Origin of the sequence: Pseudomonas sp. PWP3-1b2 (assembly GCF_049896045.1) — a bacterium.
In the GTDB taxonomy this organism is placed as follows: domain Bacteria; phylum Pseudomonadota; class Gammaproteobacteria; order Pseudomonadales; family Pseudomonadaceae; genus Aquipseudomonas; species Aquipseudomonas antarctica_B.
Genome location: NZ_JAFCTN010000050.1, coordinates 1 through 12,575 on the forward strand (window position 1 = coordinate 1; position 12,575 = coordinate 12,575).

Below are 12,575 nucleotides of genomic sequence, written 5' to 3' on the forward strand. Positions count from 1 at the left end.
AACAGCGCCTTTGATCCAACCACTCAGGTCGGCTACCAGGCCGCCGTGCTTTTGCTTTTGATCTTGCTTGTGATCTCTGGCACACCGAGCCTAAGCGAGGTGCCGAGTGGTGGGGCGAGGACTTTTTGGTTACTTTTGGCTGGGCCGGCTTCCGGTCCTTCCAAAAGTAACCCGCTGTAAGAGCGGAACCAATCTCAGCCATCACCGCAGCAACGGATATGTACCCCACCCCTAAACAGGCAACGTAATCCCAAACGTATTCCCACCCCCCTCACTACGCACAAACACATCCCCGCCGTGCATCAACGCAATCGCCTTAACGATCGCCAACCCCAACCCATGATTCGCGCCACTGTTACTGCGCGAAGCATCCACCCGATAAAACCGCTCGAACAGCCGGGGCAAGTGCTCACTGGCAATCTCATCGCCCGGGTTGGTCACCCCAATCGCCACCTGATGCGCCTGCACTTCAATCGTCACGTCGATCACCTGCCCCGGCGCGGTGTGCTGCACCGCATTGCTCAGCAGGTTAATCAAGGCCCGGCGCAAATGGGCTTTTTCGATCTGCACCATGGCATCCCCGCGCACCTGAACCTTGACCTGGGCGTCTTCGAGAATAAAGTCGAGGTAGTCGAGAGTGGTAGCCACCTCATCGGCCAGTGAACTCTCGATCAGCTTGGTCGCCTTGCTGCCCTGATCGGCACTGGCCAGGAACAGCATGTCATTGATGATCGAGCGCAAGCGTTCCAGCTCTTCAAGGTTGGATTGCAGCACCTCGAAATAATGCTCGGCCGAACGCCCACGGGTCAGTGCCACTTGGGTCTGCCCGATCAGGTTGGTCAGCGGCGAGCGCAGTTCATGGGCCACATCGGCATTGAAGGATTCCAGGCGCGAATAAGCCTGTTCCACCCGGTCCAGCGTGGAGTTGAACGAATTAACGAACTGACTCAGCTCCGGCGGCAGCGGCGACAATTGCAGGCGCCCGGAGAGTTTCGGTGGTGCCAGTTTCTGCGCCTCATCCGACAGTTTGCTCAACGGCTTGAGGCCGATGCGCGAGACCCAAAACCCCAGCAGCGCTGCCAGTACCACGCCCACAAAGGCCAGGCCGATCAAGGCGATCAACAATTGGTGCTGGGTTGCCCGGAAATTCTCGGTGTCGATGGCGATCATGAACCGCAGCGGTGGCCGTTGTTCTTTTGCCGCGAACTGGCTGACCAATACCTTGAACGGGTATTCATGCCCCGGCAGGCGCAAGTCGCGCTTGCCGGTCGGCCCTTCGGCGAAGGCGCGGATCTGTGCGTCGGGGTTGCCGTATTCGTAGTTCGGATTGCTGCTCACCACCCAGAACCGAATGCGCTTGTCTTCCTCGCTGAGCAACTTGAGCTTGGCGGTAATTTTCGCCCAGTGATCCGGCGTGCCGAAGCGGTTCACCGAAGACTCCAGCACGCTGTAACGCGCATCCAGCTCAGCGCCGGGCAACAAGCCCAGGCCCCGGTCCACCTGTTGGTACAACGCGCCACCGATCAATACGAAGATCAGCAGCGCCACCAGGGTGAACATGCCGCTCAGGCGCAGAGCGATGGAGTTAGCCGACACTGCGGTTCTCCAGCACGTAGCCCATGCCGCGAATGGTGTGCAGCAACTTGGTGTCGAACGGCCCGTCAAGCTTGGCGCGCAGGCGTTTGATCGCCACTTCCACCACGTTGGCGTCGCTGTCGAAATTGATGTCCCAGACCATCTCCGCAATCGCCGTCTTGGAAAGAATTTCACCCTGACGTCGCGCCAACACGCTGAGCAGTGAGAACTCCTTGGCGGTCAGGTCCAGACGCACGCCGTTACGGCTGGCCTTGCGGCTGATCAGGTCGATCCACAGGTCGGCCACGGTGACTTGCACCGGTTCATGGCCACCGCTGCGACGAGTCAGGGCTTGCAGGCGCGCCACCAGTTCCAGGAAGGAAAACGGCTTGCCCAGGTAATCATCCGCGCCTTCGCGCAGGCCACGAATACGGTCTTCCACGCGCTCGCGGGCCGTGAGCATGATCACCGGCGTCTGCTTGCGCGCACGCAGCGCCCGCAACACGCCAAAGCCATCGAGGCCCGGCAGCATCACGTCGAGCACGATCACCGCGTAATCGTTCTCCAGCGCCAGGTGCAAACCCTCGACGCCCTCGCGTGCTACATCCACGGTGTAACCCTGTTCCGTCAGGCCGCGATGCAGGTAGTCCGCGGTTTTTTCTTCATCTTCAATAATCAGGACGCGCATGAGCCTTTTGCTCCAGGACGGGGCCTTAGCCTCAATGTGTGGTCGCCAGCTCAAGCGCTGGTTTGGGCCTGTGGAAAAACCGCTCAAGGTACAAGTATATGACCGGAGTGGTGAACAGCGTCAGCGCCTGGCTCACCAGCAGCCCGCCGACCACCGCGATACCCAGCGGCTGGCGCAGTTCGGCGCCGGGGCCTGAACCGAGCATCAGCGGCACTGCACCGAGCAACGCGGCGAGGGTGGTCATGATGATCGGCCGGAACCGCGTCACGCACGCTTCATAAATCGCCTCCTCTGGCGGCAGCCCGCGCACGCGCTGGGCGTCCAGCGCAAAGTCGATCATCAGGATGCCGTTTTTCTTGACGATGCCGATCAGCAGCACCAGGCCGATCAACGCCATGATCGAAAAGTCCTGGCCGAGCAACCACAGCATGATCAAGGCGCCCAGGCCCGCCGAGGGGAGGGTCGAAATGATGGTCAACGGGTGCACGAAACTCTCATACAGCACACCCAGAATAATGTAGACCGCCACCAGCGCCGCGAGGATCAGCCACGGCTGGCTGGCCAACGAACTCTGGAACGCCTGGGCCGCACCCTGGAAGGTGCCGATCATGGTGGCGGGCATGCCGATTTCGTTCTTGGCCTGGTTAAGCATGATCACCGCATCGCCCAACGCCACGCCGGGCGCGAGGTTGAACGACAGGTTGGCCGCCGGGAACATGCCGTCATGGCTGATGGACAATGGGCCCACGGTGGGCGGGTCGACCTTGGCCAGCGCCGACAGCGGCACCATTTCGTTGGTCAGCGGCGAGCGCAAGTAAAAGTAGTTCAGGCTTTCGGCCTTGCCGCGTTGCTGGGTGTCGAGTTCCAGCACCACTTGGTACTGGTTGATCTCGGTCTGAAACTCATTGATCTGGCGCTGGCCGAAGGCGTCATACAGCGCCTGGTCGACGTCGGTGGCGGTGAGGCCGAAGCGTGCAGCGGCCTGACGGTCGATGCTGATGTGGGTGATGCTGCCGCCCAGTTGCAGGTCGTTGGACAGGTCGCGAAACGCCGGGTTGGCGCGCAGTTTTTCGGTCAGGCGCTGGGTCCAGGTATTCAGCGTCGGGCCGTCGTTGCTCTTGAGCACGTATTGGTACTGGGCGCGGCTCGGGCCGGAGCTGAGGTTGATGTCCTGACCGGCGCGCAGGTACAGCACAATGCCCGGCACTTTCGCCAGTTTCGGGCGGATGCGGTCGATGAACTGGCTGGCGGTCACGTCGCGATCACCACGGTCTTTCAAGGCGATCCAGAAGCGCCCGTTGGCGATGGTCTGGTTGCTGCCGGTCACGCCCACGGAGTGGGAAAATGATTCCACCGCCGGGTCGGCCTTGACGATTTCGGCCAGGGCCTTGTGCTTGGCAACCATGTCCGGGTACGACACGTCGGCCGCCGCTTCGCTGGTGCCGAGCACAAAACCGGTGTCTTGTACCGGGAAGAACCCCTTGGGAATAAACACGTAGCCGACCACGGCCAGGGCCAGGGTCACCATGAAAATGGCCGCCATGCTGCGCTGATGGGCCAACGCGCGGCGCAGGTTGCGCGCATAGGCGGCGAGCAGGCGCTCGCTGAAACCGGGTTTGTCATGGGCATGGTGAGTGGGCGCGCGCATAAACAGTGCGGCCAGGGTCGGCGCCAATGTCAGCGACACCACCACCGAAATCAGGATGGTCGAGGTGGCGGTCAGTGCAAACTCCTTGAACAGTCGCCCGACCACGCCGCCCATGAACAGCAGCGGAATGAACGCGGCCACAAGCGAGAAGCTGATGGACACCACGGTAAAACCGATCTCGCCGGAGCCCTTGATTGCGGCCTCGCGCTTGTCGAGGCCAGCCTCCAGATGGCGGTGAATGTTCTCCACCACCACGATGGCATCATCCACCACAAAACCCACGGCGATCACGATCGCCACCAGCGTGAGGTTGTTCAGGCTGAAGCCCATCAAGTACATCAATGCAAAACTCGCCACCAGCGACACGCCGAGTACGCTGGACACAATCATCGTCGCCGAGAGCTGGCGCAGGAACAGCGCCATCACCGCCACCACCAGCAAAATCGCAATCAGCAGGGTCACTTCCACTTCATGCAGGGACGCGCGAATGGTCTTGGTGCGGTCGGTCAATACGCTGACGTTTACCGAGGCCGGTAGCATGCCTTCCAGGCGCGGCAGTTCGGCTTGAATGCGGTCCACGGTGTCGACGATATTCGCGCCGGGCTGGCGCGAAATCACCAGGTTGACGCCGGGTGTGTCACCGGACCAGGCCTGCACGTAGGCGTTTTCCGAACCGTTGATGACTTTGGCGATGTCACGCAGTTGAACCGGCGCGCCGTTCTTGTAGGAAACAATTAACTGGCCGTATTCCTCCGGGTGAAACAGCTGGTCGTTGGTCGACAGGGTCGACACGCTGTTTTCCCCGTAGATCGCGCCCTTGGCCAGGTTGAGGCTGGATTGCTGGATGGCCACGCGCACGTCAGCGAGGGTCAGGCCGATGGCCGCGAGTTTATCCGGCGAGGCTTGCACACGAATGGCCGGGCGTTGCTGGCCGGTGATGTTGATCTGGCCAACGCCGTCGATCTGGCTGATCTGGCGGGCCAGCAGGGTTTCCACGTAGTCGCTCAGCTCGGTGCTGGGCATGCTGTCGGAGCTGACGCTGAGGATCAGCACCGGGCTGTCTGCCGGGTTAACCTTCTTCCAGGTCGGCAGGCTCGGCATGTCGCTGGGCAGCTTGCCGGACGCGGTGTTGATCGCCGCCTGCACTTCTTGCGCGGCGGTGTCGATGCTTTTGTTCAGGGTGAATTGCAGGGTCAGGAGGCTGGAGCCCAAGGCGCTGCTGGAGGTCATCTGGGTCATGCCGGGAATGGCGCTGAATTGCACCTCCAGCGGCGTGGCTACCGACGACGCCATGGTGTCCGGGCTGGCGCCGGGCAGGGTGGCGGTGACCTGTATCGTCGGAAATTCCGCTTCCGGCAGTGGGGCTACGGCCAAACGCGGGAAGGCAATCACCCCGAGCAGCACCAGAGCAAAGGTCAGCAGCAGCGTGGCGACCGGGTGGTAAACGCACCAGGCGGAAGGCGAACGGCTGCCACTCATGGCTGCACCTTGGCGTCGACGGTCTGGATCGTTTGCGGCGGCTCCTTGAGGATTTCCACTTTGGCACCGGCCTTGAGCCGCGACTGGCCATCACTGACCAATACATCCCCGGCGTTCACGCCTTTGATGATGTTGATGTCGCTGTTCTGATAGGCCACTTGCACCGGCACAACTTCGACCTTGTCGCCGTTGACCCGGTACACAAAATGCGAATCCAGGCCACGTTGCACCACGGTCGGCGGCACCACCAGCGCCGCTTTGTCGAGGGCGGTCTGAATCTTGATGGTCACCAGTTGCCCCGGCCACAGGCGCTGCGACGCATTATTGAATTCAGCTTTGGCGCGCAGGGTGCCGGTGGTGGAGCTGATCTGGTTGTCGATCAGGCTCAAGTGGCCTTCGCCGAGCAGGTCGCCGGTCTGGCCGTCGGTGTCGGCGCCCTGGTAGGCGTCGACACTGGCGCGGTCAGGCGCGGCGATCAGGCCTTGCAGGGTTGGGAGCATCTGTTGCGGCAGGGAGAACTCGACGGCAATCGGGTCGATCTGGGTCACGGAAAACAGGCCCTGGGTATCGCTCATGCGCAGGAAGTTGCCTTCATCCACACTGCGAATACCCACGCGACCGGTGACGGGAGAGCGAATCTGGGTGTAGGAAAGCTGCACCTGAGCCGAGTCGATTGCGGCCTGATTGCCCTGCGCGGTGGCCTTGAGCTGATTCACCAGCGCTTGTTGCTGATCGTAAGTCTGCTTCGACACGCCGTCGTCGATGCTCAGTTCCTTGTAGCGCTTGAGGTTGACCAGCGCCACTTGCAGCTGTGCCTGGCTTTCGCCCAGCTGCGCCTTGGCCTGGTCGAGGCTGGCGCGGATCGAGCGGTCATCGATGGTGGCCAGCAGGTCGCCGGTTTTCACCAGTTGGCCTTCCTTGACCAGCAATTTGGTGAGAATGCCGTCGATTTGCGGGCGGATCACCACGCTGTGCAGCGACAGCACCGAACCAATACCGCTGACAAACCGCGGAATGTCTTGTTGGGTCACGCTCACCACGCGTACCGGGATCGCAGTCGGCGCCGCGAGTTTGGTCTTGGCCGGCCGAGTCAGCGCCCAGGCTGCAATCGCCACGACCACGAGGGCACCCACAATGAGCGCGGTTTTTCGTTGAATGTGCATGGGGTGAGGCGCCGGGGCAAAGGGTTGGAAGACTAGAGGACCCTTTATAACGCGCCGATCCGGTCAGTACAGTGACCGCTATCTGACGGCGCTGTCAGTAAAGTCCCGCCGTTCGTACCGGCGGTGGTTAAAGATCCGATGCGCGCAGGTATACTGCGCGCCTGCGTGCCCGGCAAGCCGGCCCGCCTCATTTTTTGTACGCTCCGGAGCTTTCATGACTTCCCCGACACAACCCCCTGTTGAAGCGGCCGACCTCGTCGATCCGGCCGACGCTGAAAGCGTTGAAAAAGCCGAGATCCCGGCGTTCAAGTTTCCGTTCAAGCCGGGTGAGCTGGCCGGGGCCAAAAATGCCGCCCAGCCTTGGTACAAGAACGGCGCCAAAAATGGTCACACCAAGTCGCCAGGCATGGCGCCGCCGGGCACTCGCCGCTCCATGGGTAAACGCTGAGATTAATCCGCTGTATGCATTGTCGGCATCAGCCTACAACGCCTGCTGATTTTTCCGCTTGTGGGTCTACGTCCGCTTCTTGAAAGCTGCACAACCTTTACTTCGCCCCTTGTTCTTCGTCGGGGCGTGGCGAGGCTGATCTTTCCGGAAAAGGACGTCCCCTGTGGTCCTGATACACCGTTGTGTAGTGTTTGCCCTATTGCTGTCGATGGACGCCGCTGCGGCCGCTGACCCACCGCGAAGTGAAATCCGCTTCGCGGTCGCCGCGCAGTTTCCGCCCTTCCAAAGCCGTGACGGGCAAGGTCAGTTGGTGGGGCTGAATATCGACCTCGGCAATGCCTTGTGCCAACAACTCAACGTGCGCTGCGTCTGGGTTGATCAGGTGCAGGTCGAAAACTTTCCGGCCCTTGAGGCCCGGCAGTTCGACGCAATCATGGGCATGGCGCCCACGTCAAAGCGGCGCCAATGGGTAAATTTCACCGACAACCTCTACCCGTTCACCACTCGGCTGGTGGCCCGCAAGGGATCCGGTTTGTTGCCCACGGCACGCTCGCTTAAAGGCAAACGAGTCGGCGTGCTGCTGGGCAGTAATCGCGAAGCCTTCGCCCGTTCGAAATGGGCCCCGGCGGGCGTCATCGTCAAGAGTTTCTGGCTCAATGACGAACTGGCCCGCAGCCTGGTGGCCGGCACTATTGATGCGACCCTGCAAGGCACGGTGGAAATTCGCAGGACATTGCTCGACACCGCCAGCGGCCAGGATTTTGATTTCCTCGGCCCGGCGGTTTCCGCCGAACTGTTGGGTGACGGCGTGGCCATCGCGGTGCGCAAGCCCGATACCCAGTTGCGCAATGAGCTCAACAGCGCTCTCAAGCGGTTGATTCAGAGCGGTGAGTACCAGCGAATCATGCAGCCCTACAACCTGGATGACCTGTCTGCCAGCCCATAATGGCGGCAGCAGCGACGCGGGTCAGGCGGCGCGCAAGGAGATAAAGGCATAGTTGGCTGGCACCTCGGTCGCAATCTGCGCGCCGGCGTCCAGCAGTTGTTCGGCGATATCCATTCCGGATGCGTGAAACACCCACTCATTAGCCACGCAAGGTTGCTCGAGCGCCAACTCGATGGCCTGGGCAAATGCATTCATGTCCGGCAGGTAGGCGGTAAACCCATCGCCCTTGAGCGCCGTGGTGCGAATGCCGAGCAAGGCGCACACCGCTTGCTTGGTCTGTACATCGTCGCGGTCGGCCTGGCGTGAACGGCGGATCAACTGCGCAAGTTCCTTGTCCATCAGCTCACCGCCGACGATCAACGCCGGGCCTTGTTCCCAGGATTGCGGCGGGCAGTCCTTGGCGGCAGGGTTGAGCGGGATGTGCGGGTTGATCTCCATCGGGTAGATGCGACACACCAGCGGGCGACGGTCATAAATGCCGCAGCGGTTGTCTTCGTCAAGATTCCGGCAGCGCCCGGCGTTGTAAGCGGCAAAGGTGATTGCCACAAATGCCTCGGTATTGCCGCTGGGCACCACCACCGAACGGCGCTCGGCGTGCTCGCGTTGTTGCAGGGGCAGGCCCAGCCCGTTGCCGAGAAAGCCTTCCACCAAAACAATGACGTTACCGCCGTCCGCCGCCCACTGTCGGGCCTCCAGGAGGGTCAGGGGCACGTGGTGGTCGGTGCAGCATTTGCCGCAACCTACGCAGGAAAAATGAGTATTCATGGAGGATCTGTCACCAGGCAAGGTCAGAGGGCACTCGTCAGCGGTGACGGGTTTTTACCTCTGTTCACCGCTTGGGTTCTCTGGAAGCAAGTTATGCGCCAGTGCCCGTCAGCTCTGCGGCACCACGTCACGCAGGACAAATACCATGCCCGCGCTTTCATACAGCTGCCGGGCGCGCAGGTTGCTCTCGCGCACCTTGAGGTCCACATACGGCTCGCCGCGGCTTTTGAACACGTGGAAGCTGTGCAACAGCAAAGCGCGGCCCAGCCCCTGGCCTTGCGCGCCGGGGTGAACGGAGAGGTTTTTGATGAACGCGCTGGTCCAGCACTGCGCCACGCCCACAATGCCGTCGGCGTTACTGGCCACCAGGCACAGCGTGGGGTCGAACTCGGCATCGGTGATAAACCGCTGTCGCCATTGATCCAGGCCGGCGACACGGCCGCCGCCCTGATCCTGAGTCAGGCTCAGCAGCGCATGAATTGCCGGGGCCAGCTCATCACGGTAATGGTCCAGCCGCGTACCCGCCGGCCACTGCGGCGCCGGCAGGCTGCCGGTGAGGTCGCGGCGTAACAGTTGAAAGTAATCGGCCAACGTTTACAGACCCTTTTGCGCCACGGCTTGCGCGGCAACCACCAGGCACTTGGTCAGCTCAGGCGAGGAAAACTTGGTGAGCACCACGTCGGCACCGGCCACGCGGGCTTTTTCGCTGTTCATCGCGCTGTCCAAAGAGGTGTGCAGCAAGATGTACAGGTGCTGGAAATCCGGGGTTTCGCGCAGGGTGCGGGTGAGGGCGTAGCCGTCCATCTCGGACATTTCAATGTCTGACACCACCACGTTGATCTGCTCGGCCGTGCCTTGCAGCTCCAGCAGCACGTCGATGGCTTCCTTGGCGCTGCGGGCGGTGTGGCAGGTCAAACCGAGGTTGCGCAAGGTATGCACCGATTGTTGCAACGCCACCTGGCTGTCGTCGACCACCAGGATCCGCGCGTTGCCCAGTACTTCGGCCTCTTCCATGGTCAAGTCGGTGGGCGCGACTTCAATCGGTGCAGGGGCGATGCCATGGATGACCTTCTCGATATCCAGCACCTGCACCAAGCCGCCTTCAACCTGGGTCACGCCGGTGATGAACGAACGATTACCGCCCGAACCATACGGCGGCGGGCGGATATCGGTGGTCAGGCAGTGCACGATCTTGCTCACTGCCTGCACGTGCAAACCCTGCTTTGAGCGGCTGACGTCGGTGACGATCAGGCAGCCGCCGTTCGGGTCCTGCAGCGGCATTTCACCGAGGGCGCGGCTCAGGTCGATCACCGACAGCGAAGCACCGCGCAGGGTGGCGATGCCTTTGACGTGGGGGTGCGACTCCGGCAGCTTGGTCAGCGGCGGGCAGGGGATGATTTCACTGACTTTCAACAGGTTGATCGCCATCAGCTTGCCGCTGCGCAAGGTAAAGAGCAGAAGCGAAAGTGAATCTGCGCGGGCTTTGGTGGTGGACATAAAAACCTTCTGTGGATCAGGGATGACGATCTATAGAGGGTTATCGACCCCGGTGATGGAAACTGTAGGGCGACCTGTTGTGGCGCGCGAGCCAGCGCCCACACAAACCCCGGCTTACCTGAGTGACGCGTCAGCCCTTCCAGACTTGCGGATTCACCAGGTCCTGCGGGCGCTGGCCCAGCAAGGCGCTGCGCAGGTTGTCCAGGGCGCGGTTGGCCATGGCTTCGCGGGTTTCATTCGTCGCCGAGCCGATGTGCGGCAGGGTTACGGCATTACTCAGCTGAAACAACGGCGACTGCGCCAGCGGCTCCTGCTCATACACATCCAGCCCCGCACCGCGAATACGCCCGGTTTGCAGGGCTTCGATCAGCGCCGGTTCATCCACCACCGGGCCACGGGAAATATTGATCAGGATCGCGCCGGGCTTCATCAGCCCCAACTCACGGGCGCTGATCAGATGACGGGTCTTGTCACTCAACGGCACCACCAGGCACACGAAATCCGCCTCGGCCAGCAACTGGTCCAGGCTGCGGAACTGCGCGCCAAGCTCTTGTTCCAGCGCAGTCTTGCGGCTGTTGCCGCTGTACAGAATCGGCATGTTGAAACCCAGGCGGCCACGGCGGGCCACGGCGGCGCCGATATTGCCCATGCCGACGATGCCCAGGGTCTTGCCATGTACATCACAGCCAAACAACGGCGCGCCAACACTGGCTTTCCACTGGCCGGCCTTGGTCCAGGCGTCCAGCTCGGCCACACGCCGCGCGCTGCTCATCAGCAGGGCAAACGCCAGGTCGGCGGTGCTTTCGGTGAGTACGTCCGGGGTGTTGGTGAGCATGATCCCGCGCTCGTTGAAGTACGCCACGTCGTAGTTGTCGTAGCCCACCGACACGCTGGACACCACTTCCAGTTTGCTCGCGCCTTCCAGCTGCGCGCGGCCCAGCTTGCGGCCCACACCGATCAAACCGTGGGCGTGGGGCAGGGCTTCATTGAATTGTGCATTGAGGTCCCCGCGCTTGGGGTCGGGCGATATCACCTCGAAATCCTGTTGCAGGCGTTCGATCATGTGCGGGGTGACACGGCTGAAGGCGAGGACAGTCTTTTTCATGGCAGGCGGGCTCATCGACTACGAAAGAATGCCAAGCAACCTAACATTCCTGGTCAGGGTTGTCAGGACACTGCAGATCAAAAGTGGGCAGAGGGCAACTGTGGGAGCTGGCTTGCCTGCGATGCAGGCAACTCGGTGTATCAGTCAGACCGGGTTGATGCTATCGCAGGCAAGCCAGCTCCCACAGTTACGCTCGATTGCCGGATAAAAATCAGTTCGCCAGCCGAACGCCGCCCAAACCGCCACTCAACTCATACGCCGCCAACTCTGCCTGATGCGCCGCCAGTATCTCCGGCAGCGAGCCGCGCAGGTATTCCACCCACGTCTTGATCTTCGCGTCCAAATACTGGCGCGACGGGTAGATGGCGTACAGGTTCAGCTCTTGCGAGCGGTAGGTCGGCATCACCCGCACCAGCGTGCCGTTGCGCAGGCCTTCAATGGCCGCATACACCGGTAGCAGGCCGACGCCCATGCCACTGGTGATCGCGGTTTTCATCGCGTCGGCCGAGTTGACCAGAAATGGCGAGGTATTGATCGCCACGCTCTCCTGGCCTTCGGGGCCGTTGAATGTCCATTTATCCAGCTGGATCACCGGGCTGACCAGGCGCAGGCACGCGTGGTTAAGCAAATCCTGAGGGCGTTGCGCGCAGCCCTTGGCCTTGACGTAATCCGGCGAGGCGCAGGCGATGCTGTAGGTGATGCCCAGGCGTTGTGACACAAACCCCGAATCCGGCAGCTCGCTGGCCAGCACGATGGACACGTCGTAGCCCTCGTCGAGCAGGTCCGGCACGCGGTTGGCCAGGGTCAGGTCGAAGGTCACGTCGGGGTGGGTGCGGCGGTAGCGGGCAATCGCGTCAATCACGAAATGCTGGCCGATGCCGGTCATGGTGTGCACTTTCAACTGCCCGGCGGGGCGCGCATGCGCATCGCTGGCCTCGGCTTCGGCTTCTTCGACGTAGGCGAGGATTTGCTCGCAGCGCAGCAAATAACGTTTGCCGGCTTCGGTCAGCGCGATGCGTCGAGTGGTGCGGTTGAGCAAGCGGGTTTGCAGGTGGGCCTCCAGGTTGGAGACCGCGCGCGAGACGTTGGCAGTGGTGGTGTCCAGTTGCACGGCGGCGGCGGTGAAGCTGCCGGCCTCGGCCACGCAACTGAAAGCGCGCATGTTTTGCAAAGTGTCCATGGAGTGTTCTCAGGGGAGATGACAAATTGTGACAGAAAGTTGCGCCGTCCAGTGATCCCTACCAACGGATTATCGCTTGAA

11 protein-coding genes and 1 pseudogene are annotated in these 12,575 nt (G+C 61.7%); 3 read left to right on the forward strand and 9 right to left on the reverse strand.

What is annotated here, in order from left to right:
• A pseudogene (locus ACP7A2_RS23650) lies at window positions 1-180 on the forward strand (hypothetical protein); the annotation flags it as partial.
• Between the two features lie 51 nt (window positions 181-231).
• Here ACP7A2_RS23650 and ACP7A2_RS23655 read toward each other — a convergent pair.
• The 4 genes from ACP7A2_RS23655 to ACP7A2_RS23670 are packed head-to-tail and all read right to left on the reverse strand — an operon-like array spanning window position 232 to window position 6,553.
• Window positions 232-1,596, reverse strand: a complete 1,365-nt coding sequence (locus ACP7A2_RS23655) for a heavy metal sensor histidine kinase (protein ID WP_426136197.1) — start codon at window positions 1,594-1,596, stop codon at window positions 232-234.
• Window positions 1,586-2,263 (reverse strand): heavy metal response regulator transcription factor, encoded by a 678-nt coding sequence (locus tag ACP7A2_RS23660; RefSeq protein WP_016974228.1) that lies wholly within the window; start codon window positions 2,261-2,263, stop codon window positions 1,586-1,588. Before ACP7A2_RS23660 ends, ACP7A2_RS23655 begins: the two co-directional genes overlap by 11 nt.
• 31 nt (window positions 2,264-2,294) lie before the next feature.
• On the reverse strand, window positions 2,295-5,390 hold the full coding sequence (locus tag ACP7A2_RS23665) for a multidrug efflux RND transporter permease subunit (RefSeq protein ID WP_426136198.1): 3,096 nt from the start codon (window positions 5,388-5,390) through the stop codon (window positions 2,295-2,297).
• Window positions 5,387-6,553, reverse strand: coding sequence for an efflux RND transporter periplasmic adaptor subunit (locus ACP7A2_RS23670; protein ID WP_426136199.1), 1,167 nt, complete (start codon window positions 6,551-6,553; stop codon window positions 5,387-5,389). The genes ACP7A2_RS23665 and ACP7A2_RS23670 overlap by 4 nt, the downstream gene beginning before the upstream one ends.
• A 214-nt stretch (window positions 6,554-6,767) precedes the next feature.
• Here ACP7A2_RS23670 and ACP7A2_RS23675 point away from each other — a divergent pair, with 214 nt between their 5' ends.
• Both ACP7A2_RS23675 and ACP7A2_RS23680 read left to right on the forward strand, forming a co-directional pair.
• Window positions 6,768-7,001 (forward strand): hypothetical protein, encoded by a 234-nt coding sequence (locus ACP7A2_RS23675; RefSeq protein WP_078740810.1) that lies wholly within the window; start codon window positions 6,768-6,770, stop codon window positions 6,999-7,001.
• Window positions 7,002-7,164: 163 nt separating this feature from the next.
• Window positions 7,165-7,947, forward strand: a complete 783-nt coding sequence (locus tag ACP7A2_RS23680) for a transporter substrate-binding domain-containing protein (RefSeq protein ID WP_426136201.1) — start codon at window positions 7,165-7,167, stop codon at window positions 7,945-7,947.
• Window positions 7,948-7,968: 21 nt separating this feature from the next.
• On the opposite strand, the gene ACP7A2_RS23685 is transcribed toward ACP7A2_RS23680, so the two are convergent.
• The 5 genes from ACP7A2_RS23685 to ACP7A2_RS23705 form a co-directional block, all read right to left on the reverse strand.
• On the reverse strand, window positions 7,969-8,712 hold the full coding sequence (locus ACP7A2_RS23685; RefSeq protein ID WP_426136202.1) for a YkgJ family cysteine cluster protein: 744 nt from the start codon (window positions 8,710-8,712) through the stop codon (window positions 7,969-7,971).
• Between the two features lie 108 nt (window positions 8,713-8,820).
• Complete coding sequence (locus ACP7A2_RS23690) at window positions 8,821-9,303, reverse strand: GNAT family N-acetyltransferase (RefSeq protein ID WP_426136203.1); 483 nt, start codon at window positions 9,301-9,303, stop codon at window positions 8,821-8,823.
• Window positions 9,304-9,306: 3 nt separating this feature from the next.
• Window positions 9,307-10,209, reverse strand: a complete 903-nt coding sequence (locus ACP7A2_RS23695; RefSeq protein ID WP_348059269.1) for a chemotaxis protein CheV — start codon at window positions 10,207-10,209, stop codon at window positions 9,307-9,309.
• A gap of 130 nt (window positions 10,210-10,339) precedes the next feature.
• Window positions 10,340-11,314 carry a 2-hydroxyacid dehydrogenase gene (locus ACP7A2_RS23700; protein ID WP_426136205.1) on the reverse strand — a complete coding sequence of 325 codons (975 nt, stop codon included), beginning with the start codon at window positions 11,312-11,314 and terminating at the stop codon, window positions 10,340-10,342.
• Window positions 11,315-11,525: 211 nt separating this feature from the next.
• The gene (locus ACP7A2_RS23705) at window positions 11,526-12,494 is read right to left on the reverse strand and encodes a LysR family transcriptional regulator (protein WP_348059265.1); all 969 of its coding nucleotides are present in this window, start codon (window positions 12,492-12,494) and stop codon (window positions 11,526-11,528) included.
• Between the last annotated feature and the right edge of the window lie 81 nt (window positions 12,495-12,575).